We start from the raw sequence: 25,120 nt of genomic DNA, 5'->3' as shown, positions 1-25,120 counted from the left end.
TTAGATGTATCATTATAAAAATAGATTTTTGAAAAAGCAGGGAGAGAAAACGATGGTTAATCATATGACATCGATTGGATTTAACGTTTCTGGGTACAAGTAAATAAGAAAAATGAATGTATCGGGATGAATCCTCATTTTAGCGGAAAATCAAATATGTATAGTCTACTGAATGAATTTGTAGATCGTCCAGACAGTATGTTGGATGGAGCCATAGTAGCTAAGAAATCATTATTTCAGCGATTATTCAAGTAATCAAAAGCCATACAGAACTTACAATCTGTATGGCTTTTTTGAATTCATCCGTTTCGGGTAATAACGTAAGATGGAGAAAAAAGAACAAATCGAAAGAGCAGGAGGTCAATACAATGAAAAAAGTAATGAATAAAGCAGAAGATATGGTGTTGGAAATGGCTAAAGGTATGGTGCTTGCTCATCCTGAACTTGAACTCATTTCTAAATATAAAGTCATTAAAAAGAAAGAATTAAATCCACAAAAAGTGTCTTTAATCAGTGGCGGTGGTAGTGGACATGAACCGGCTCATGCAGGATATATAGGTAAAGGCATGCTAGATGCCGCTGTTTGTGGAGATATTTTTGCATCTCCTTCTCAGATTCAGATCTATCAAGCAATCAAAGCAACCGCTGGAGAAAAAGGAACGTTGCTAATTATCAAAAACTACAGTGGCGATATGATGAATTTCAAAAATGCGGCGTATCTATGTGAAGAAGATGGTATTGAAGTGGACTATGTACGGGTGGAAGATGATATTGCGGTCGAAGATAGTCTATATACGGTAGGACGACGCGGAGTTGCAGGAACGGTATTGGTACATAAAATTGCAGGAGCGGCAGCAGAAGAAGGTCGTGATCTACAAGGTGTCAAAGCTGTTGCGGAGAAAGCGGCGGCAAATGTACGAAGTCTTGGATTCGCTCTAACTTCTTGTACCGTACCTGCTAAAGGAAGTCCAACTTTTGAACTTGGTGAGAATGAGATTGAATATGGTGTCGGTATTCATGGTGAACCGGGCATCAAGCGTGAGCAAATGGCATCAGCAGATACACTTGCCAAACGTATGGTAGACGATCTTTTGCGAGATATGAAGATCGAAGATGGACATGAAGGTGAAATTGCATTATTGATTAATGGATTCGGAGGAACACCTTTACAAGAATTGTATTTGTTCAATCATGCAGTTACTCGTGAACTGGCACAGCGTCGTATCCAGATCAATCGTGAATTTGTCGGTAACTATATGACCAGTATTGATATGGACGGTATTTCAGTAACGATAATGAAATTAGATGAAGAACTCAAAACATTACTTTCTCAAGAAAGCGATACACCTGCTTTTAAAGTATCGGGAGCTGTAGCACCTGTGCATTATGAAGCGGCGGCAGTTGAAGAAGTGCCAGACACACCAGTATCTTACAAAGTACAAACCGATCCTAAATATGCCCAACTTCAAGGCGATACATTAACATTAAACAATATGATTTATTTGATCGATAAAATGAGTGAAGTGATTATTGAAAATGAAGTTCCTTTCTGTGATCTCGATTCTCATGCAGGTGATGGGGATTTCGGAATGAGTATTGCTAAAGGCTTCCGTGAATTAAAACATGAATGGAGCCGAATTCTAGCTGAACCAGATCTTACGATCGGTAGCTTTTTGGATCAGTCATCACTGGTTATTATGGAATCTTGTGGTGGAGCATCCGGTCCTATCTGGGGATCTGCTTTCCGCGCGGCAGGAAAAAGTGTAGGTGAGCAAAAAGAAATCACTGTAGCCGAATTTGCTGAAATGATGCAATCTGCTGTTAAAGGGATTCAAGCAACAGGCGAACGTTCCTTTGGACGTGGCGCAGTTGTCGGCGATAAAACATTAATTGATGCCCTTGTACCTTGCGCAGATGCTTGGACAGAAAGTGCGCAAGCCGGTGATGATATGCATACAGCGTTGAATAAAGCTGCGGCTGCCGCAGTACAAGGTGCAGAACGTACAAAAGATATTGTTGCTCGCATGGGACGTGCAGGAGCTGTAGGGGAACGTAGTATCGGATATCCTGATGCAGGTGCACATGCACTTGGTGTTATTTTTACAGAGTTAGCACAAAGTCTACATTCTTAAGTCGATAGCAAACATGTTATTGAGATAGATGAGGCATAGTTACAATCGTAATGTTAAAAGAGATATACCCAGTATTACGATAAAGAGCAAGTCACATCCAATCAATACGCAAGAAATAGTCTATGATGGATGCAGATTATTTCTTGCTTTATTTTTGTTATCCATTTTACATTATCGATGCTAGGTTATACATCATCTACTACATAATGAACATTAGATTCGAATAAGAGCGCAATAAAGCGAAAGTTTTGTCTATAGGCTTCTTTTATAATAAGGACACCGCCTGATCCTATTCATCATTCTGGATCTCTAATCCTATAAAGGAAGTGACGTATGCACAAAATTGTACAGCCTAAAGTATTTTACTTCGGAACACCTGTCGTTCTTATTAGTACTATCAATCCAGATGGTTCTCCTAATCTAGCACCGATGTCTTCGGCATGGTGGGTTAATCAATCGTGTATGTTAGGTATGAGCTATCAATCACAGACCGTACAGAATCTAATACGAGAAAAAAGTTGTGTACTTAATCTGCCTTCTGCTCAGTTAGTCAATCATGTCGATCGATTAGCGTTAACAACTGGAAAAGAAGATATTCCGATGTACAAAGCTACTATGGGTTATACCTATGAACCTAATAAATTTGAATGTGCAGGACTAACAGCTATTCCAGCAGATCTTGTCCAAGCCCCTTTAGTGCAAGAATGTCCGATTCAATTAGAAGCTCAAGTTGAACAGATCTCCACGTTTAGTGAAACAGGTACAATTGCAGCTATAGAACTACGGATGATACGTGTACATGTCGAAGAAAGTATTTTGCTTCATCCTGATCAAGATTATATCGATCCTGAAAAATGGCATCCATTGATTATGGATTACTGTGAGTTTTTTGGCTTAGGTGCTAAGTTACAACCATCCCGTTTAGCAGAACCTTTTATGGCTCAGTATCACAGTAAAGGCTAAATAGTGCCATTACAGACTCATATGTATAACCTCAAAGCAATCTGATCTTTTCAAAAGAAAGCAGACTGCTTTGAGGCGCTTTACTTCTACAATGGTTTTATATGGATAACGATTTCATAAACTGCTGTTATTTTGTCAAAATCTTCACTTCTTTAGGAGCTAGTGTGATTGTAATCGAACCACCATTAACCGTTACCAAATCTGTACCCATTTGATTGCGCAACACTGTACCGTTAGAGAAATTATCTAAATTTGGAATGGTACGTGTTTGGCTTTCCCATGAGTTGTTAATCAATACCACCGCTTCGTCACCACTATTGGAACGTTGGAATCCATAGAAATTAGTATCTACCCATTTCTCTTTTTGCGTTCCATTTTGTAAAGCAGGGTGACTATTACGAATAGCATTCACTTTAGCAATATACTTGTATAGTTCATTATTTGTATTGAATGTCATATCTTCACGGTTAGCAGGATCATCCCCACCGCTAAATCCTTGTTCTGTTCCTTGATAGACAATCGGGATACCACGAGAAGTCAGCATGAATCCAAGGGCTGCTTTTAATTGTGGCCATTTGTCTGATGCGTTTCCAGGTTTACCAGAAGCATCATTTAAGAAACGTTTGACATCATGATTATCTAAAAATGTTCCATTCAAGTTCGTATTTTTGTAACGGTAATCCTGGCTATAACGTTCTTTGATCTGATTCATTGAACCATCATGACCAAATACATTTTGAATCGTGTAATACATCGGGAAATCAAGTACAGCATCAGAGTAATTAGAATAATCAGCAACATAAGCAGGGTCACCGTTAAAGACTTCACCGATAGTAAATGTATTAACTGCGGTATCGAAATCTTTAAGGAACCATTTGGGTACGTGTTTGGCTGTATCTACACGTAGACCATCTACGCCAGATTGAGCAATAATCCATTTACCCCAGTTTTTCAACTCTGTAGCAACCGCCGCATTTTCTTGTTTGAGATCATCAAGACTGGCTACATCACCATTTTCAATACGAGATTGATTATTGCTGTTGTAATCGTTTTGCGTAATATCGCCAACATTATGATACCAATCTGCATTATCAAAAGGAGCTTTGGCGGTTCCATTGGTTGGACGGAAGTCACCTGTGTGGTTGACAACAACATCTAGCATCACTGCGATGTTTTTGCTATGTGCTGTTTTCACCAACTCTTGAAATTTCGCCATTGTGCCCAAATGACCGTCTACAGAATAAAAGTCATACGTATGATAACCATGATAAGCATTTACACTTTTTTGCATCGTTACAGGTGTAATCCAGATCGCTGTAAATCCAAGATTTTTGATATAATCCAAGTTGTTGATAATCCCCTGGAAATCTCCACCGTGCCATTGCGAAGGATTACTTTTGTTAGAAGCAAAGCCGCCATAGTTATTATTGCTAGTATCCCCATCACTGAATCGATCGGTCATGATGAAATAAATACTACGTTTACTCCAATCAACTGGACCGAAATTATCGGGAGCAGGTGTAGGATTCGTAGGTGTTGTACCACCCGGCGCACCAGTTGTAATCGTACCTACGGTATTACTAGTATTCGGTGTAAAGGTCGATGTACCGGGATTGAATAAGTAATTTTTGGAATTGTTATTATCCCATGTACCGTTACCGTTGTTGAAGACAGCTTCTAATTGAGCAGCAGAACCGATATTAACAGTAATTTTGGTATATCCACTGACTTCAGAATCTGTCATTTTGGTACCCGGAGCAGTTGTCCAATTACCATCCGCTTGACGGTAATGAATATAAGGTGTTGTGAACCCTTTTTTGTAATACACGGTTACTGAATTATCTGCTGCATGAGTGGTGGTATACGAACCGCTGAACAGCAAAGGAAATAAAAGCAATACCCCGAATACAATCAAAATCATCTTTTTAAAATGTGGTTTACCCGATACCAATATAACCATTCCTCCTGTGCCTATAGTTTGTGCAAACGTTTACGCAACTTATTATAAGATAGCGCTTACAAAAAAGAAATAGGCAATTATATAAAATTATAGAAGAATATGTATTTACACTCAAACAGTATAAAAACATCGAATCATTAGCTACATTCGTATTTATTTCTAGTTTACGAAAAGGAGAAATCAGTTAGTCTGTTGACTTCTGATCATAATTAAGTATATTATAGATAAACAAAGTCTATAATTGAATTATAATCTTAAATTTTACTGTATTACGTATTTTTTTATAACAATCATAGATAATGGTAGTCTTTAAAGTCTTTTATTATTAAAGGAGGAATATAGAAGAATAGATCAAATTGCTATTCAAAATATATCAGCTTCATTTGTCCAATAGTTATAGTTTCGAAATAAAATATCGAAAACAATCATCGATATCTAACGTTATTTTTTCCAAAGCAAAAGATATAACAATATAGAACTTGCTTAAAAATACACCTTAAAGGAGTACTGATCATATGGAACAATTACAAGATGCAATCATCGTTGGTGGAGGGCCCGCTGGCTTAAGTGCTGCGCTTATTTTGGGAAGAGCACGTAAACATGTACTGATTATAGATGAAGAACTTCCACGGAATCGAGTCACTCAAGAATCGCATGGATTTTTAACTCGAGATGGCATTATACCTGCTGATTTTCGCCAAATCGCTAGAGAACAGATTAGTAGATATCCTACTGTTCAATTTGCCAAAGACACCGTAACCGGTGCCAATGGTAGTGATGGTCAATTTGAAGTGGTTACCTCTCAAGGACATACGTATACTAGCAAAAAAATACTATTTACAGTAGGAATGAAAGATCGTCCACTTGCTATCTCTGGTCTACAAGAAGTCTATGGAAAAAGCGCATTTGTCTGCCCTTACTGTGATGGGTGGGAACTTCGAGATCAGAAGTTAGCATTAATCGTTAGTGGAGCAACAGCACTTCATTTAGCTAAGACGGTCTCAGGGTGGACTTCTCATTTCACTATCTGCACCAATGGCATGAATAATTGGACAGCAGAAGAACACGAGGAACTTATAAACCACCAGATCTCAATCATCGATTCACCTATTCAACATATACACTCAGCATCGGGGATCGTAGAACATATTCAATTTGAAGATGGTCATCCTCTTTTATGTACAGGGATCTTTTTCACACCAGAACTTGTCACTGGATCAGATGTTCCACAAATGTTAGGATGCGAATCTGCTGATACAGGCATGATCATCGTAGACGAGTTTGGTAAAACCAATATACCGGGTGTATACAGCGCAGGCGATTCGGCTTCACGAAAATATCAGGTCGTTGCTGCGGCAGCTTCAGGCTCTATGGCTGGAATCAGTATCAATAGTGAATTGCTTGAAGAAGCATGGCAGCATAACGTTAGTAAGTCCTCAACATAAATTGTAGAAAAGTAAAATAGAAATAAAAAAGAAGGAGAGCATATCCTCATGCTGCTCCTTCTTTTTGTCTATGGCATTACATTTTTAAATGCTTCTCAATCATTCTCATAAATTCTAAAGCCGCCACACCAAGGTACTTATCAGTACGATGCATAATACCAATCTGACGAGTAGGTGGGAAGTCAGCTATTTTAATCAAACGAAGAGTAGGATCGTTGAGAGAAGCTGATAACGAATAAGGTTGAATACAAGCGGCTACATTCGATTTTACAAATCCATATAAAGAAGAAGCTGTAGAAGTCTCGATAATAATATTCAAGTTCAAGCCATGTTCTTTACAGTGACGTTCTATCAATTCACGTCCTTTGAATCCTTTAGGATAAAGAACCAGCGGAATAGAAGGTAATGCCTCTAGGGAAATCGATTGCTGATCTGCCAGTTCATGATTTTCAGAAACGACAAGTACAAACTCTTCTGTATATAGTGGAGTGGTCACCAGTCTAGGATCAGTAAATTCGATCAACGTAATTCCAATATCTACTACATTATTGATCACCATCTCTGCGACTTCGATCGCTGACGAGATTTTTAAATGGATATTAGGGAATTGATGATGGAAATCAATTAAAATCGGTGTAATCCGATAATCTAGCTCCGCCGCCATCACTCCAACGACCAAATTACCGCCTGTATACTCGCGTAACCCGTTAATCTCATCAAACGCATCTTGTAACTTCAACAAAATACTTCGAGCTTGACGTAACAAAATAAATCCCGCTTCGGTCAGAGTGATTTTTTTACCTATACGATCAAAAAGCAATGTTCCTACTTCTTCTTCCATGGTACGAATCTGAATACTGAGTGTAGGTTGAGTAATACCTAAACGCTCAGCGGCTTTGGTAAAATGTAACTCCTCGCATACGGCTACAAAATATTCAAGTTGTCTAATTTCCATACGTATTCCTTTCCTAAATCTCAAAATGAGAAGTAAAATGATTATTTTTTTCAACTTTTATCATTGTTTTTAACTATGATAAACCATTTTACCATTATTATCAGTTATGTATTCAATATATCAATTTTAGCATATATGACAACAATGTAAACGGATTTATATATGAAAATAATTTCTGCAAATACAATTTTAAAATGTAATATTTATATTTTATCATAGTTTTTATCAATGATTAAATTATTTATGATAGAAAATGACCTTTACAATATGTCAAAATGATACTATTATTAATAGTGTAATCACGATTTAGACACAGAAAAAACACATATATGACAATTTTACGAAAGAAGGAAATACAAATGAACGCTTTTTATCTTGATAATGATGGTTCTATTAAAACGATTCTTAAAGGAAAAGAAATTTTAGCTAACCCTATCTTAAATAAAGGGGTTGCTTTTACAGCAGAAGAACGAACAGATTTGGAACTGAACGGAATATTGCCTCCAATGATCTTAACGATTGAAGAACAAGTGAACCGTGTATACGATCAGATTAGCAGTGAACCGAATAACCTTCGCAAAAATACAATGTTAAATGATCTATATAATCGCAATGTTGTTCTTTACTATCGTCTACTGAGCGAGCATTTAAGTGAATTTCTTCCTATTGTATACACACCAACCGTAGGACAAGCGATTCAAGAATACAGCCAACAGTATCACAAACCAGGTGGTGTCTATCTTTCAATTGATCATATGGACGGAATAGAAGAAGCGTTCCGTAATACAGGCGTACAACCTGGAGATATCGACCTGATCGTGGCTACTGACTCTGAAAGTATTCTGGGTATTGGTGACTGGGGTGTAGGTGGTATTAATATCGCTATTGGTAAATTAGCTGTATATACTGCTGCTGTAGGGATTGACCCTAGTCGCGTGCTTGCGGTTGTGTTGGATGCAGGGACGAACAATCAGAAATTATTAAATGATCCATTATATATGGGCAACCGTCATGAAAGAGTACGTGGAGATAAATACGATGAGTTCGTCGATCGTTATGTACAAACAGCTATGAAATTGTTCCCTAACGTCTTATTACACTGGGAAGACCTTGGCAATGTAAATGCACGTAATATCATTGAAAAATATGGCGATCAGATTTTGACATTTAATGATGATATTCAAGGTACAGGCGCAGTTACTTTAGCAGCAGTTATGTCAGGTCTACAAGTAAGTGGTACATCACTGAAAGATCAACGTGTATTGGTATTTGGACCCGGCGCAGCAGGCATTGGGAATGCTGATCAAATTCGTGATGCGATGATGAAAGAAGGATTGTCACAAGAAGAAGCAGAAGGTCGCTTCTGGGCATACGATTATCGCGGTCTATTAACAGAAGAAACAGAAAATGTATTTGCTTTCCAAAAACCATATCTTCGCCAAATGTCTGAAATTGCAAACTGGGAAACAGACGAGAATGGCAAAGTCAGCTTGCTTGAAGTCGTGAAACAAGTCAAACCTACGATTATGATTGGTACTTCAGGCGTAACCGGAGCATTTACAGAAGAAATCATAAAAGAAATGGCTAAACACGTAGAACGTCCTATGATTATGCCGATGTCGAATCCAACATCACTGGCTGAAGCAGTACCAGCTGACTTGATCGCATGGACAGACGGCAAAGCATTGATTGCTACAGGTAGCCCATTTGAATCAATTGAATATAAAGGAACGACTTTCGAATTTGGTCAATCCAACAACGCTTTTGTGTTCCCGGGTCTTGGTCTTGGTGCAATTGTTGCCAAAGCCAATGTATTTACCAAAGGCATGTTTACAGCGGCAGCTGATGCTGTTGCTCATGCGGTTGACTCTTCTGATCTAGGCGCTCCACTTTTACCTAGAGTGAAAAATCTACAATCTGTATCGTTCGAGGTGGCTGTCGCTGTCGCTAAAGCCGCTATTCAAGATGGTGTAGCTCAAAACACACCAGACGATATCGAACAAGCTGTCAAAGACGCAATGTGGCATCCCGTATATAGAACCGTTAAATCTACAGAGATGACGCCAGTAAGCTAAATATCATTATGCTACACATAGCTTCACTCTCAGATTGTCTATCTAGGATAGGCAGTCTGCCCTGTAAAGGGTAGATTTGAAAATATAATGGAGGTCCTACATCATGTCAGTCGGTCATATTTTTATTATTTTAATTCCTATTTTCTTTGTCATCATACTTGGCTTTTTGGGCGGTCACTTTAAAGTATTTAATTCCGCATCGTCCAAAGGTTTAAATACATTAGTGACCAAATTTGCATTACCTGCACATCTTTTTATTGGAATCACTACAACAAGTAAACAAACGTTAATCGATAAATGGCCTTTTTTTATCACTATGTTTTTGGGGATTATCGGCTTTTATGTGATTTTGCTATTAGTCCTACGCTTAGGATTTAAAAAGGATTTAAATAGATCATCTATTTTCTCCTTAAATGCGACTCAACCTTCTTTCGCTTTTATGGGTATACCTGTACTTGGAAGTTTGTTTGGAGCTGCTGAAGTTGCTATTCCAATCGCGATTACAGGTATTGTTGTTAATGCGTTACTTGATCCAATCGCAACTATTGTCAGTTCTGTAGGTAAAAAAACACAAGCAGGGCAAAAAGATGGACATCCTGAAAACTTGCTCAAACTGACTGTTCATTCGATTTTACATGGTCTTAGAGAGCCGCTCGCCTGTGTTCCTTTATTAGGGGTTGTGCTTACGATGTTTGGATTCCATTCTCCTGAATTGCTGCAAAGTTCACTTGATCAAATTGGTAGTATTACATCCGGTGCGGCATTATTTGCAATTGGTGTAACTATTGGTCTGAATCGTATTCAATTTAGTGCGAATGCTATCAGTATTTCGGTATTAAAAGTAGTCGGATTGCCTATTTTAACATATGTATTAGCTTTAGCATTTGGATTATCTTCAAAAGATATTACGATGGCTGTATTGTTGGTATCTTTCCCTGGATCAGCAGTCGCCGCAATGATTGCGTCTCGCTTTGAAACGCTTGAAGTCGAAACAGCTTCTTCTTTTGTTATTAGTTCCGTTTTATCCTTAATTTCTTTACCTATCTTAATCTCGATTTTATTGTAAAATGTGTTTTTTTTAGATCATACATTTTAATTTTAAAATAAATTTTAAATCAAAGTCGTTCGCTGAAAGATTTCCGGTGAATGGCTTTTTGTTTTGCATATTGATAATTGAACGTTGAATTTATAGATTATTCATATGAAAATAGAACAATAACGAAATGATATTGTGAGGGAGCAAATATGAATCAACGACAAGCTCAAAAAATCATTCCTGCTACATGGATTATGATCGAAAAACAAAATAACTCTACATCTGATTACATATTATATGCGATAGATTGGAAACGCAAAGCTAGATGGAGCTGGGAAGGCTGGAATGATTTAGCGGATCTGTTGCAATTTAATATTCCTGTCCGAAGAAAGTTAGGCAGTCCAAACTATTCTTCACAACCCTGTGCTAAAATTGCTAAAAAAGCTATAGTTCTACGTATGAATGAACAACAATATGATGGGTTTGAGACGTTGTTGTATAAACCTTTTTCCAAAAAGAAATGGAATTCTTTCCTAAAGGAGTATCGCCAATGAATTCATCGCTAAGTATTCGAAATTACACAGACAGTGATCAAGAGCAAGTAGTACAGCTTATTCTTCATATTCAGCAACAAGAATACAATATACCAATTACTAAGGAAGATCAGCCAGACCTATTATCCATTCAATCTTTTTATCAAAAAGGGAACGGTAACTTCTGGGTGGCTTGTGATGGTGATCAAGTAGTGGGTACAATTGCTTTGTTAGATATAGGGAATCAACAGGTCGCTCTTCGCAAAATGTTTGTCCATTCTGATTATCGAGGAAAAGTGTGGAATACAGCTACATTATTGCTACAACAAGCCATTTCGTGGGCAACCCAACAGCAATTGACGCATATATATTTAGGCACAACTCTACAATTTATAGCCGCCCATCGATTTTATGAGAAAAATAGCTTTCAAGAAATAGAAGTAACCCAACTACCTGCTTCTTTTCCAGTAATGCAAGTGGATAAAAAGTTTTATCAATTATCCGTTATACTGGATTCATAAGGTGATCACACTCAACAGAGAGGAGCAATACATAAATGACACTGCAACTGAAATCTGGAGATACAGTAGCATTGGTCGCTTGCTCGGATCCTATCGCACCTGATCACCGAGTACAGATTAATGATTTGATCGGATATTTGCAACAGTGGGGGCTTCAAGTTGTCGAATCTAAAGTATTGATGCAACCCCATACTATTCAGGCTTCCCAAGAAAAAGCGAATGAGTTAAATCGTTTATTTGCTGATCCGCAGATCAAAGCTATTTTTGATATCTCTGGCGGCGAACTGGCTAATGGCGTACTTCCACACCTTCATTATGACCGGATTCGTACAGCACAGACTGCTTTTTTTGGGATGAGCGATCTGACTGTTGTTCTGAACGCTATTGTGCATCAATCTCATATTCAGACGTATCATTATCAAATCATGAATTTAGTCAAAGAAAAGGGTGCAGAACAACGACAGCAATTTTATCGTACCTTTTTTGAAGGAGCTTCGGATTTGTATGATTTCGATTTTGATTTTGTTCAAGGTGAGAATCTAAATGGCGATGTGATTGGAGGCAATATTCGTTGCTTTTTAAAATTAGTCGGTACTCCGTATTTCCCTGAGGTTTCGGGTAAAGTTATTTTATTAGAAGCATGGAGTGGACGTGCCCATCGAATCATCTCTATGCTGGATCAAATGGATCAAGTCGGTATATTCGCTACATGTTCTGGAATATTGTTAGGAACATTTACTGAGATAGAACAACATCATGAATGGGATCTTATTCAACAGCATCTTCTAAAGCTAACAGCCAAAAAGCCGATTCCGATAGTGAAATCGACCGGAATTGGACATAGCAGTAATAGTAAATGTATTATTATCAGTTAATAGCACATGATTACAGCTTATTTAAAAAAGAATAAAGGAGTATCAGTATTTCTTTGTTCTTTTTTGAATATATACTTTAGTGCATATTTTGTCTAATATTCATAGTTTATACATAACAATTTCTTCGCTTTAAGCCGATTATTGTAAATAAGAGTCTTTTTTTAAGAGTAAATATGCTAACAATGTACTTAAAATGGTTAAGTTATAACAAAATACTTAAATAATGCGTTTAACTTAAAGCGAATTTACTACTTACGGTACTAAAAGATTGTATTTAATTTTACTGATTTTAGTAAACGTATTCAGTAACTTAAAGGAGACAATAATGATCTATTTTGTGCGAAAAAACCAAGTAGAGAAATTACCAGAAGGTGAAGCTGAACTGAATTACTGTTTAAAACAGTTGCTTGAGAACAATGAAGCGATTTTGATTGACCGTATGCCGGAAGATTTGCAAATGCAAAGTATGCATCTGTTATTGAGTAATCCAGCCTTTGTGATGGTTAATATTCAGGAATCGGTTCAGGAACGATTTATTCGTTCTCCACTTAAAGGGTTTTCGAGTGATGTATATGAAGAGTCATTATTACTTGTGACTTCCTATGTACAAGACTTGCAGTTAGAAATTGAAAAAGGCGCTACGGCTCTGGCTAGTTACCAAAAAGGTGAACAAGAAGGCATGGTGCGTGATGGATTACGTAAAGCACTTATTGATCTTGGCGAACGCCGGGAAATCATGTCTATTATGCTTCAGGAAATTCGCTATCGTCTAAGTGAGCAAGCCAAACAAGAGCATACTCGTGCTACAGAACGTTTTTCTGGAGACGAATGGAATAGTTAATGGATATAAAAGAAGTCTGTGTAGATTAAACTACACAGACTTCTTTTGATTACAAAATTTATATTGTACACTTACTGCGTTTAACGAACGATGTACTTTACGAACGTTGTTCGTTGTGATATAACTAATACAAGTTAATCTATTAAACATGGAGATGATATTATTATGCAAAAAGCAAACGAAAGAAAAATAGCTATTATTGGTGGAGGACCTGGGGGCTTGACGTTAGCCGTTATTTTACAAAAATATGGTGTCAAAGCTACTGTTTATGAAAAATCTTCTTTTCAAGCTAATAACCAACAAGGAGGTTCATTAGATATTCATAGTGAATCTGGACAGCGAGCATTACAAGAAGCCGACTTATTTGAATCATTTCAAGCTGTTGCTCGTTATGATGGAGAGGACTTTAGACTTTTTGACAAAAAAGGAAAAATGTATTTAGACGAAATAGCAGAAGATCATGATTCAGATCGTCCCGAAATCGACCGGGGTGTATTATGTGAAATGATATTACAAGCACTTGACCCTACTTCTATACGCTGGAATCACTCATTAAGTCATGTTGTTCCATTAAAAGATGATCTGTATGAACTTCATTTTGAAAATGGGAATGTGGAAACCGCTAATCTTGTTATAGGAGCAGATGGAGCATTTTCAAAAGTTCGTCCGCTTCTAACAAAAGCCAAAGCAGAATATACAGGTTTGAGTATGGTAGAAGTTCATATCAAAAATGTGGATATAGATCATCCTGAGCTGGCTAGCTTTAATCGTCGTGGTAAAATGTTTGCACTGGCAGATCACAAAGCAATCATCGGTCAGTTAAATGGAGATGGAGATATTCGTGTGTATGCGAGCTTTCAAGTAGAGCAAGAATGGTTAGATCAATCAGTGTTTTTGTGGGATCAACCTGATATAGCAAAACAAAAATTGCTAAGTTATTTTGAAGATTGGGATGATTCTCTTCGAAATTATATCTGTTTAGCAGAAGGACAAATTCTTCCAAGACGCATTTACATGTTGCCTGTAGGATTAACGTGGGCACACCGAGCAGGAGTTACATTAATTGGAGATGCAGCACATCTAATGTCTCCTTTTGCTGGTGAAGGTGTGAATCTAGCAATGTTAGATGCTACCGAATTAGCACTGTCTATTGTACAGCATAATGATTTGAGTATAGCTGTTCAAAGTTATGAGCAGAAAATGTATGCTTACTCTGGAGAAGCGGCTAGAGAATCGTATGAAAACTTACAGCTTTGTTTTGGTGATCAGGCAGCTTCTCGATTAGCAGCATTAATGAATCAGTATCATCAACAAGCATAAAAAAGTACTCTAGGATTTACTAATAAAGTTAAACATGTTATAAGGAAACTATGGATAATACAAATCGAATTATAATTAGTCGTCGTACCAGACCTGCTAAAGACGCACTTAGTCGCGAAATTATTGTAAAGACTGCTTTTGAATTGTTAGCAGCAGAAGGCTTGTCCGGCATGAGTATGCGCAAAATTGCTAAACATTTAGATACAGGCGCTTCATCACTGTATGTGTATGTCAAAAATATTCAAGAGCTTTACAGTTATGTAGTTGATTATGGATTGAGAGATGTAATATTGCCTGAAGGGCGACCGAACTCTTGGAAAAGTGAACTAGTCTCTCTATTGAATTCTTATCTTAACGTTTTGTATACATCTCCAGGAGTAGCGGAACTTGCATTAACAACGATCCCAATCGGCCCTTACTCTTTAGCAATCAACGAATATATATTAGCGCGTTTGCAAGCAGGGGGAGCACAAGCGAAGTCAGCAGCATGGGGAGCAGATATGTTACTTTTATATGTCACCTCAGTAGCTTTTGAACAATCTTCTCGTGAGCAAAAAGGCATGACTCTTCAATCGATTCGTGATTCTTACCAATCATTAGATGCAGTAGAATATCCGATGCTTGTTCGCTTAAATGAGGAAATGTTCTCAGGTGACGAAGAGAGATTTCAATGGGGATTAGAAGTGATCTTACAAGGAATCCTGCACAATCCAAAATAATAAAATGAAAAGTTATCTTCCTTTGGGAATGATAGCTTTTTTATTTAACGATTGTAGAAAAATTCTTATCGTTAATAATTTCTAATAGATTGAACAAATGGTAAAATGAACTATACATAATCTATAAAATGCGGAACAAGAAATAAAAGGTTATTACACTGAGGAGGATCTCTACATGGTACCGGAACATTCAACGATTTTAATTGCAGGCAGTACTGGTGATCTGGGCGAACGGATTGCCAAAGCATTGGTTCATGAAGGAGCACATGTGCGGGCATTGATTCGCCGGGGCACTTCATTATCGAAGACGGTACCTTTAGAACAACTAGGAATCGAAATCGTAGAAGTCGATTATACGAATGCAGCAGAAATGAAAGCAGCTTGTACAGGAGTGTCCTGCGTTGTATCTGCTCTAAGTGGATTAGAGGATGTGATTATCGAGACACAAACTTTACTACTGAATGCAGCTGTTGAAGCAGGCGTTCCTCGCTTTATTCCTTCTGATTACTCGATGGACTATACCAAGTTACCTGTAGGATCGAATCGCAATTTGGATTTACGTCGTGATTTTATGAAAAGACTGGATCAAGCACCGATTGCAGCCACTTCTATTTTAAATGGAGCATTTGCAGATATGTTAACAGGGATGGCACCTATCGTTCTTTTCTCACATCGCCGAATCCTTTACTGGGATGATGCAGATCAACCAATGGATTTTACAACCAAAGACAATGTAGCTACCTATACAGCCAAAGCAGCATTGGATAACTCTGCTCCTCGCTTTTTACAGATTGCAGGAGATCAGATCAATGCACGTCAACTGACGGTACTTATGAGCAGATTAAGCGGTCAACGATTCCGTTTGCTCAAAGCAGGAAGTCGAGGATTGTTGGAGACATTGATTAAGATTGCACGTAGTTGTTCTAAGCCTTCAACCGATTTGTATCCCGCATGGCAAGGGATGCAATATGTTCATGGTATGTTCAGCGGATTAGGTAAGCTTGAACAGATTGATAACGATCGGTATGCCGGAATACAATGGACATCTGCCAAAGACATATTAGCTGATTATATCCATTCATCTCATGCATAAATGAATCACTTATAGCTAGAATAAATTGTATTTATCGCTTTATTAAATTTTGCAACGTACATGCCCGAAAGTACAATGTCCTGATCTGAGCACCTGTTATACTGTAAGAGGCTTATGAAAGGGGGGCATTATGCAAAAAAAACATCTGAGTGAGATAGCGTTAGAACTACGTAAACCGGTGATCTTGTGGATTCTGATGGTTCATATTGGAACTACATTATTAGAAACAACGTCCCATAATAGTGTGCTTCATATTGTGATAGCAAGTCTGGGTATTTTGTGTTTTATGTTTTTGAATTGGAAAGTAACCTGGTTTATTCAAAGAGAATTATGGGTGTACTATGTATTACAAAGTGCTATCCTTCTCATGTCTGTTTATTTTATGAATCAAGGATATTATTTAGTTATGATTGTGCTGTATCCGATTATTATTGGACAATTACTATATGCTCCGTATAAGAAGATAACGATAATCATTTCTATTGCGGCTATTTATATAGTATGTATTGCTTATATGAATTATTTAAGCTTTGTTAATTTGCTGTTTTATATTTCGTTGTTTACATTAATGAACGTATTGGTAGGAGGCATTATCAATTTAACGTTACGTCAATTTTATGCTAAGTTACGTACACAGCATTTTTTGAAAGAATTAGAAATCGCTCATCATCAAGTCGAAGAATTAACGGTTGCTAATGAACGTCAGCGTATGGCAAGGGATCTGCACGATACGTTAGCACAAGGATTAGCCGGATTGATTATGCAATTGGAAGCGATTGATGCCCATCTCTCTTCGAATAATACTAAAAGAGCACATGAAATTGTTCATTTGTCTATGAGCGGTGCACGTCACACATTAGCAGAAGCTCGCAGTGCGATTGATGATTTGCGTTTGCATACCGCCTTACAAGTGAATTTTGCTGAGTCTGTAGAGAAAGAAGTAGATCATTTCCTTTCCTTAACAGGTATCCCGATACAAAGCAATATAGTAACCCCTATAGAAGTATCCCAATTGATCTATGAACATAGTATTCATATTATACGTGAGTGTTTGACCAATATTATCAAGCATGCTCAAGCTCATCATGTAGAATTGAACATTTCGTATGATGACCATCATTTGGTAATGGATATTAAAGATGATGGCATTGGATTCGATATGCGTCAGATCGGTTCATTTAGTGGACATTATGGTCTAATTGGCATGCAAGAACGTATCCGTATTGTACAGGGTACATTAGAAATAACGAATCGTATACCTCATGGAACTTCTGTGCATATCGAGATTCCTTTGAGATGAGGAGAATAGTATGAAATACAACGTATTGATTGTAGATGACCATTTTGTCGTTAGAGAAGGACTTAAGCTTATCTTAGAGACGAGTGAACATTATCAAGTGATTGGTGAAGCAGATAACGGCAAAGTGGCTATTCAGCTGATTGAAGAGCTTCGTCCGGATGTGATCTTAATGGATCTAAATATGCCGATTATGAATGGGATTGAAGCGATCGAACAATTACAAGCGCAGAACAATACGATTCCTGTCGTTATTCTGACCACTTACAATGAAGATGATCTTATGATCAAAGGCTTAACCATAGGAGCGAAAGGATATTTGCTCAAAGATACCAAACGCGAGCACCTTTTTCGTACATTAGACTCGGCGATTCGAGGCGAGACCTTGTTACAACCTGAAATTATGGAAATTGTGTTTAAAGCCAAACATGATACTGCACCCAAAAAGCCAACCAGAAACAATTTGCTTCCTTCTTTATCGGATAAAGAAAAGATTGTACTCCAAGCAGCCGCACATGGACATCGTAGTAAAGAGATTGCTTTTGATATGGGGATAGCAGAACGCACAGTGAAAGCTCATCTTACGAATATTTATAATAAGCTAGGTGTTGATTCACGAGCACAAGCTGTAGCCATAGCAGTAGAACAAGGGCTTGTGCATATTTAAAAAAAGACACATGACCCCTAAAATATAATTACATGTAGAACACATCACTTGTTTGTAGAGATGTGTTCTTTTTTGCGTTGTGATAAATTCTGCCCGAAAGGGCATGATGTGCATGTACGATTGGACGATTCGACAACATATTATCTTTGTTAGGATAAGCACAGAGAAACCACAACTATACTGGTGTTGAGATAAGAGAGGAACATGATCAATGAATAGAAAAGGATATTTTGCAGGTATAGCTATACTACTTGTTATCAGTCTAACTGCTTGTTCTACAGACTCTTCGACAATTGCTGTGAATACAACAAGTAGCAATGTAACATTTACCACTATTCAAAAACAAGCGCTTAATGTGAATTACAATTTATCAGGCACATTAACTGCTTATACAGAAACACCTATTACTTTTCGTACAGCTGGAACAGTGACATCGGTTAAAGGCGAGATCGGACAACAGGTAAAGAAAGGTGCTGTACTGGCTACACTGGATACAGCTGATCTGAATTTATCATTAGCAGATGCGAATCAGTCTGTGGCTGCTGCTCAAGCCGATCTGTCCAGTGCCAATGCTTCTTTAAAAGATGCTCAAGCCGCTAAGCAAAATGCAATGGCTACAGTATCTTCTGCCAACGCTCAATTAGCCAGTGCTCAAGCCAAAATCGATAGTGCGCGTGTAAGCGAGCAAAGCGTATTGTCTGGAGCACGTTCGCAAGAAAAAGCACAATCACAAAATGCTGTAAACAAAGCACAGACTGCTTATAATCAAGCAAAAGCAGAAGCGACCCGCTCGCAGACGTTAGCAAGCAACGGCTTACTTACGCAACAAGAGAATGAACAAGCACAGACGGCTCTAGCTGATGCGACAGATAGTCTTAAAGACGCTCAAGCCAAGCTTTCATTAACACTAGAAGGTGCAAGTGATTCAGAACGTGCAGATGCAGCTTCTGCTGTCACCCAAGCACAGACAGGAATCGCTAGTGCCCAAGCAACGATAGAACAAGCCAAAGCAAGTGTAGCCCAAGCAGAAGCAGGTATTGCTCAATCGCAAGCAGGAGTCGACAAAGCGAAAGCAAGCTACGATCAAGCGATCACAGCCAAAAATAAAATTGTGTTGAGTCTTTCCTATACCACCTTAAAAGCACAAGCCAGCGGTGTGATTTTAGAAAAAAATGTATCTGTCGGTCAGACAGTGAGTGCAGGTTCAAGTGGTAGTGGCGCTATGGGCGGTTCATCCGATCCATTTGTAATTGGAGAAACCACACGTTTGAAAGTTCTACTCCCTATAGCTGATAGCGAGATCAGTCAATGGAAAGTAGGGCAAGAAGTAAGTGTAAGTCTGTATGATGATGTACGCATAGGTAAAGTGACCAAGTTATACCCGCAAACCAATGAAAGTACAGGTTCAATCAATGTAGAAGTCACTGTAAGTAATCCCAAGCAAGATTGGAAACCGGGACAGGTGGTCAAAGCTTCTCGTCAATCTACGACGCAAAAAGGAATACTGTTACCTGTAGAAGCAGTCATTAGTACAGGAGATAAACCTTATGTATTCAAAAATATCAAAGGAAAAGCTGTTCAGACTTTTGTGACTGTAGGCGAGTCCTACAACAATCAGTATGTGATTAAAAGTGGACTTCAAGTTGGAGAACAAGTCGTTGTACAGGGAGCAGACCGTTTATTTAATGGCGATACTCTGGCTACACCAAAGAATGCTCAAGAGGTAACTGCTCATGATTGAGTTTTTTATAAGAAAACGTAAAGTTACTCTATTGTTTTTTGTTTTACTTATTTTGTATGGTGTCTATTCAGGGATAGGATTACCTCGACAATTACAGCCCGATGTGGTGGTCAAAACAGCAATGGTTACGACCACTTATGCAGGTGCTTCGCCAGAACTGATGGAGCAGACTGTGACTGAAGTGCTTGAACAAAAGATCAAAGAAGTGACTGATCTCAAAACGATCTCTTCAACTTCAGGAAATGGAATTTCAACGATTACGGTACAAGCAGAAGATAAGGCCGATGCAGAACAGGTATGGAATGAATTAAGACGTAAAGTTGAAGATGCTCAATCCAGCTTACCTACAGATGCAGATGTACCGATCGTCAATGATAATTTAGCACAGAGTTTTGTACAGTCTTTTGCTATTTATGGTAAGACCAAAGAAGATGTCTATGCGTTAAATGATCTTATGAACACATGGAAAAAGCAGCTTCGTGCGATTCCCGGCATTACTGAAGTAGCGATTAAAGGACTACCTGAGCAAGAAATCAGTATCGAAGCAGATACGAATAAGCTGAAACAATATAATATTTCATGGGAAACAGTATTACAAGGGATCCAATCCGAAAATGATCGTATTCCTGTCGGAAATCTAACGTATGACAATCGTACGTATCAACTCAAAGTCGATAAATCAGATGATTATAATACGATCAAAGAGATTTTGATTACTCAAACTGAAGCCGGTATTCCGGTCTATCTCAAAGATGTAGCTGATGTGAAAATGGTTCCTACCACAGAATCGTATCTCAGTTACTACAATGGTGTTCCATCGATCACTATGGATATCAGTAGTCAAGCAGGTTCAGACGTTATCAATATGAACAAAGTATTATCCGCTAAAATGACCGCTTTAGAGAAAACATTACCTTCTCATGTGAAAATCGAGTCTTTATTTGCTCAAAATGATGAAGTTGAGCGAATATTTAACGATTTAATACGAGAAATGGCGATCGCTATTATTGCGGTTATTCTGATCTGTACATTAGGTATGAACTTACTTACAGCAGGCTTTGTAGCTCTCTCTATTCCTATCTCTATTGCTCTAGGATTGATTGCATTACCTCAAGCTGGTATCACGTTGAACCAGATTACCATTGTAGGTCTGATTATCGTGCTGGGGATTCTGGTCGATGACGCAGTCGTGGTCAATGACAATATCGAGCGAAGGCTATCAACCCTTGGAGAAAATCCAAAAGAAGCATCAGTGCGAGGTACCAAAGAAGTCGCTGTTTCTATTATTACGGCTACACTTGCAACAATTTCTGCTTTTGTGCCATTGATGTTATTGCCGGGCGACATGGGTTCATTTATCCGACCGATTCCAGTGATTATTTCATTATGTATGCTTGCTTCGATGATTATGTCGTTAACGATTATTCCTATTTTCCGCGAATGGTATGAGAATCGACAAATTGAAAAAGGGAAACGCCATGTAGATAAGCCACCCGGTCTGTTAGGTAAGCAAATTCAGCTATTAACGAATGGCTATGCTTTTCGCTTAATGCCAGGTCTACTCAAACGTCCATTAATGGTGGCTCTGGTAGGACTTGTAGTTAGTACAGCTGTATACGGACTTGCTGCATTGACACCTGTTGAGTTATTTGGCACATCCGAAGAACCTCAGATTTCGGTAGATATTGATTTGCCTTCAGGAACCTCGCTTACAGAAACGAATAAAGTGACTGAAAATATTGCGAAATGGGTGAAAAAACAGCCGGATATTGATAAATTAGCGTACGCTGTAGGTGGCGTGGCTCCCAAGTTATTTAATAGTACTGGTGGATCAGGTAATGGCGCATCTTCAGGTCAGATTCTAGTCACAGGGCAACATGGGATGAATGTTGATTCTACTGTAGAATTATGGTCAGCCGCATTAAAAACAGAATATCCCGGCATTCAAATTTCGGTAAAAGGTGCAGCACTCGGGATTCCAGTAGGAAAACCTATTTCTATTCGAGTGACAGGGGATCAATTACCAGAACTACGTAGTCTGAGCGATCAGATCAAGCAGATCATTTCAGAATCTCCGGGTACGTACGGGATTACAGATAGTACAGGAAATGATAGTTATACTTTAGATTTCGCCGTAAACAAGCAAGCAATGGATCGCTATCAAGTGACTTACAAAAACTTAACTCAAACCTTATTAATGATGGGTAGTGGATTTACTGTAGGAGATTTTGATAATGGTAGTGATTTGATTGATTTAAAATTATATATTAAAGATTCACGTAACAGCAGTCCGAATACATTGTTGCAACAGGTGAATATTACGAATTCCGCAGGTACACAGATTCCATTGTCTCAAATTGTAGAGATCAAGCCGGTATTCTCGATTCAACAGATCAATCATTATGATCTCAAACGTGTGAATACGATTGAAGCTGAACTAAGTGGACCAACCGCAACAGAAGCGATGCAAGATATTAGACCCAAGTTAGAACAGATCCAGCTTCCTGAAGGATATACATGGGAAGTAGGCGGGGAGACATCAAGCCAGAGCGATACGTTTAAAGATTTAGGTGCATTATTTGTCGTCGCGATATTTATTATTTTCATCCTGATTACGATGCAGTTCTATTCCTTATTGATTCCTTTTATCATTATGACAACAGTCTATTTAGCAGCGGCAGGTGGAGTACTGGGGTTATTTGTAACACAGACACCGATCGGATTTATGGCGGTCATGGGTATTATTGCATTAGCCGGAATTGTAGTACGGAACGGGATTGTATTGATTGAATTTATAGAAGATGCAAGACATGAAGGTATGGAACTAACAGAAGCGATTATTCTAGCTGCTTCAGCACGTTTCCGTCCGATTATTTTAACATCATTAACAGCTATTGTGGGTATGATTCCGATTGCTACGGTAGGAGAGTTATTATTCCGTCCACTAGGTGTCGTTATTATTTTCGGATTGGTGTTCTCAACGGTATTAACACTATTCGTTGTACCAGCGTTGTATATGGTAATGGCTCGTTATACTGACAAACGAATGACTTCTAAAATAGAACGCAAAAACAAACGGTTAGCCAAACGTCAACAGTCGATGTAATTACAATACTTCATTGCTATCCTAATCATATACTTCTTAAAAAAGCATTTATGTATAGATAGTAGCTAAATATGTAGTTGCTATCTATGCGTTGGTGCGAAGGAGGTTAATAGATGAATAACACCTATACCATGGTTCAACAAGCCAAACTGCTATTTTTTGAAAAGGGATATGATGCTGTTTCAGAGCAAGATATTATGCATATCTGTGGTCTGAATGAAAAAGAATTTACAAACCACTTTAAAGATAAAGATCATCTGTTTAGTTTAGTTTTAGATACAATGTGTCAGGATATAGATCATCTTATTTTCACCAATTATACAGATCCTTACTTGATCCCCGAGCAAAAAATAATAAACTATATGCAAAGTTATATGCAGTATCTAGATATGGTGTATACTCATTTGCATCAAAGTCATGTTGGGAAAGAAAATGTATTAGATCATCCAACTATTCATCATGCCTATCAACGGTTAGAATACAGTCTGAGTAGTGTACTGCTAGAAATGATGAATACTGTCTTATATGAGCTAGATGATATTAATCTGTTGCAATGGAACAAAGACCATTTGAATCAACAGATCCAGCAGTCTAATCATGTACTACTATTTCAAGCATTGGATATTCAACAAAGCCTCTATAATTCGAAAATATCTGTGCATACCGATCAGCTCACTTTAGAAATGAAGCGTGTAAAGTGGCGTGAAATCATGCAGACAGAGCAAGCAATAATGAATAGCCAAGATCGATGTCTATTGGTTAAGACGTTACTCCATTGTATAGAGCAACATCCTATCGTTATGCTTGATTCTTTTGCAGGTACAGAGCAACGTTCTTATGAAATGCATTGAGAGTGATACCATAGATTGAACAAAAAAGGTGCTGAAGATATTCGGCATCTTTTTTATACATATCATGTTCTTATCAAGAATCCCAACTTAACCTGAATTGTTCAGGCGTGAGATCAACGACTTTTTTGAAGCAATGAATAAAATAACTACTCTGCGAAAAGCCTGACTCCACAGCAATATCTTGAATCGTTTTATTCGTAGACAGTAACAACTTTTTGGCATGTAAGATTCGAGATTCTAGCAAATAAGCAGTAGGCGTGACACCCATGGATTGATGGAATTTGCGAGAAAAATAAGGCACACTGTAACCTGTGAATGTAGCAATTTCTGTGATCGATATAGATTGTGTACAATGTTCACGCATATAATTGGCGGCTGCATGAATGCCTGGTAATGAAGGATCTTTGGGCAAGTGGAGGGAGACCGCTTCTTTACTCATATGCAACAACATTTCGTATAGAATAGCAGAAGCACGTATTTCTTGCTGAAGATCGAAGTTGCGACCTAGCGATAATAAATCATCCATCCGTTGATTCAATGTTTCTATATGATGATGTTCAAATAACCAGACTTCACTAATGCCCCGATTACCCAATAAAGATTCGAGTGCCGAAGCAGAAAAGTGAACCCAACGTATATCCCATGGATCAGAAGGATCGGCTTGATAGCGTTGTGCCAGTTCAGGACCATATAAGAATCCATGACCTGCACTCAGCTCATATTTCGTACCTTGACTGTATACATAACCTTTTCCTTTCACAATAAAGTGCAGATTATATAACTGGTTTAATTTGAAATCACTGCTTTGAGCTGGACGATCTACGGTATGAGAAGCATGGTTCTGATAACCACCTATAAAGTCTGGATAACAACTATAATGCGGAAATGAAGGATTGGGAAAGAAAATATGTTCTCTCATCATTACGTCCTTTCATATGAAATGAATGCTATACTACGACTTATTTTATAGTATTAGCAGTTATGTCGTAA

At 38.1% G+C, this 25,120-nt stretch carries 19 protein-coding genes and 1 pseudogene; 17 read left to right on the top strand and 3 right to left on the bottom strand.

The window, feature by feature from the left end; genetic code table 11:
- The first annotated feature begins 368 nt into the window (after nt 1–368).
- Both dhaK and PO903_RS17435 read left to right on the top strand, forming a co-directional pair.
- Nucleotides 369–2,132 carry a dihydroxyacetone kinase subunit DhaK gene (dhaK, locus tag PO903_RS17440; protein ID WP_273594111.1) on the top strand — a complete coding sequence of 588 codons (1,764 nt, stop codon included), beginning with the start codon at nt 369–371 and terminating at the stop codon, nt 2,130–2,132.
- 333 nt (nt 2,133–2,465) lie between these two features.
- Nucleotides 2,466–3,095, top strand: a complete 630-nt coding sequence (locus PO903_RS17435) for a flavin reductase family protein (protein ID WP_273594110.1) — start codon at nt 2,466–2,468, stop codon at nt 3,093–3,095.
- A gap of 127 nt (nt 3,096–3,222) precedes the next feature.
- Here PO903_RS17435 and PO903_RS17430 read toward each other — a convergent pair.
- Nucleotides 3,223–4,935, bottom strand: a pseudogene (locus PO903_RS17430) (alpha-amylase family glycosyl hydrolase); the annotation flags it as partial.
- Between the two features lie 635 nt (nt 4,936–5,570).
- On the opposite strand from PO903_RS17430, the gene PO903_RS17425 reads away from it, so the two are divergent.
- A complete protein-coding gene (locus PO903_RS17425; protein WP_273594109.1) occupies nt 5,571–6,500 on the top strand; it encodes an NAD(P)/FAD-dependent oxidoreductase in 930 nt (309 codons plus the stop codon).
- Nucleotides 6,501–6,576: 76 nt separating this feature from the next.
- On the opposite strand, the gene PO903_RS17420 is transcribed toward PO903_RS17425, so the two are convergent.
- Nucleotides 6,577–7,455 (bottom strand): LysR family transcriptional regulator, encoded by an 879-nt coding sequence (locus PO903_RS17420; protein WP_273594108.1) that lies wholly within the window; start codon nt 7,453–7,455, stop codon nt 6,577–6,579.
- A gap of 359 nt (nt 7,456–7,814) precedes the next feature.
- On the opposite strand from PO903_RS17420, the gene PO903_RS17415 reads away from it, so the two are divergent.
- The 14 genes from PO903_RS17415 (at nt 7,815) to PO903_RS17350 (ending at nt 24,130) form a co-directional block, all read left to right on the top strand.
- The gene (locus PO903_RS17415; RefSeq protein WP_273594107.1) at nt 7,815–9,530 is read left to right on the top strand and encodes an NAD-dependent malic enzyme; all 1,716 of its coding nucleotides are present in this window, start codon (nt 7,815–7,817) and stop codon (nt 9,528–9,530) included.
- 103 nt (nt 9,531–9,633) lie between these two features.
- On the top strand, nt 9,634–10,596 hold the full coding sequence (locus PO903_RS17410) for an AEC family transporter (RefSeq protein WP_273594106.1): 963 nt from the start codon (nt 9,634–9,636) through the stop codon (nt 10,594–10,596).
- Between the two features lie 179 nt (nt 10,597–10,775).
- Nucleotides 10,776–11,120 (top strand): hypothetical protein, encoded by a 345-nt coding sequence (locus tag PO903_RS17405; RefSeq protein WP_273594105.1) that lies wholly within the window; start codon nt 10,776–10,778, stop codon nt 11,118–11,120.
- Nucleotides 11,117–11,620, top strand: a complete 504-nt coding sequence (locus PO903_RS17400; protein WP_273594104.1) for a GNAT family N-acetyltransferase — start codon at nt 11,117–11,119, stop codon at nt 11,618–11,620. The genes PO903_RS17405 and PO903_RS17400 overlap by 4 nt, the downstream gene beginning before the upstream one ends.
- Before the next feature lie 35 nt (nt 11,621–11,655).
- Nucleotides 11,656–12,495 (top strand): S66 peptidase family protein, encoded by an 840-nt coding sequence (locus PO903_RS17395; protein ID WP_273594103.1) that lies wholly within the window; start codon nt 11,656–11,658, stop codon nt 12,493–12,495.
- 325 nt (nt 12,496–12,820) lie between these two features.
- Complete coding sequence (locus PO903_RS17390) at nt 12,821–13,336, top strand: hypothetical protein (protein ID WP_069327138.1); 516 nt, start codon at nt 12,821–12,823, stop codon at nt 13,334–13,336.
- 165 nt (nt 13,337–13,501) lie between these two features.
- Nucleotides 13,502–14,656: an FAD-dependent oxidoreductase gene (locus PO903_RS17385; RefSeq protein WP_502921653.1), complete on the top strand. Its 1,155-nt coding sequence runs from the start codon at nt 13,502–13,504 to the stop codon at nt 14,654–14,656.
- Nucleotides 14,657–14,706: 50 nt separating this feature from the next.
- Nucleotides 14,707–15,375 (top strand): TetR/AcrR family transcriptional regulator, encoded by a 669-nt coding sequence (locus tag PO903_RS17380; protein ID WP_273594102.1) that lies wholly within the window; start codon nt 14,707–14,709, stop codon nt 15,373–15,375.
- A gap of 175 nt (nt 15,376–15,550) precedes the next feature.
- On the top strand, nt 15,551–16,468 hold the full coding sequence (locus PO903_RS17375; protein WP_273594101.1) for an aromatic alcohol reductase: 918 nt from the start codon (nt 15,551–15,553) through the stop codon (nt 16,466–16,468).
- A gap of 130 nt (nt 16,469–16,598) precedes the next feature.
- Entirely contained in the window at nt 16,599–17,768 is a 1,170-nt protein-coding gene (locus PO903_RS17370; protein WP_273594100.1) for a sensor histidine kinase, read from the top strand.
- Nucleotides 17,769–17,778: 10 nt separating this feature from the next.
- Entirely contained in the window at nt 17,779–18,432 is a 654-nt protein-coding gene (locus tag PO903_RS17365) for a response regulator (RefSeq protein ID WP_069327133.1), read from the top strand.
- 211 nt (nt 18,433–18,643) lie between these two features.
- The gene (locus PO903_RS17360; RefSeq protein ID WP_273594099.1) at nt 18,644–20,173 is read left to right on the top strand and encodes an efflux RND transporter periplasmic adaptor subunit; all 1,530 of its coding nucleotides are present in this window, start codon (nt 18,644–18,646) and stop codon (nt 20,171–20,173) included.
- The gene (locus PO903_RS17355) at nt 20,166–23,279 is read left to right on the top strand and encodes an efflux RND transporter permease subunit (RefSeq protein WP_273594098.1); all 3,114 of its coding nucleotides are present in this window, start codon (nt 20,166–20,168) and stop codon (nt 23,277–23,279) included. Before PO903_RS17360 ends, PO903_RS17355 begins: the two co-directional genes overlap by 8 nt.
- Before the next feature lie 113 nt (nt 23,280–23,392).
- Nucleotides 23,393–24,130, top strand: a complete 738-nt coding sequence (locus tag PO903_RS17350) for a TetR/AcrR family transcriptional regulator (protein ID WP_273594097.1) — start codon at nt 23,393–23,395, stop codon at nt 24,128–24,130.
- A 73-nt stretch (nt 24,131–24,203) separates the two neighbouring features.
- On the opposite strand, the gene PO903_RS17345 is transcribed toward PO903_RS17350, so the two are convergent.
- On the bottom strand, nt 24,204–25,049 hold the full coding sequence (locus tag PO903_RS17345) for an AraC family transcriptional regulator (protein ID WP_273594096.1): 846 nt from the start codon (nt 25,047–25,049) through the stop codon (nt 24,204–24,206).
- Between the last annotated feature and the right edge of the window lie 71 nt (nt 25,050–25,120).

The sequence above is a fragment of the Paenibacillus sp. PK4536 genome (assembly GCF_028594455.2).
GTDB lineage: Bacteria > Bacillota > Bacilli > Paenibacillales > Paenibacillaceae > Saccharibacillus > Saccharibacillus nuruki.
The sequence above is the reverse complement of the archived record's forward strand: the minus strand, read 5'-3'. Positions and strand labels throughout refer to the sequence as shown.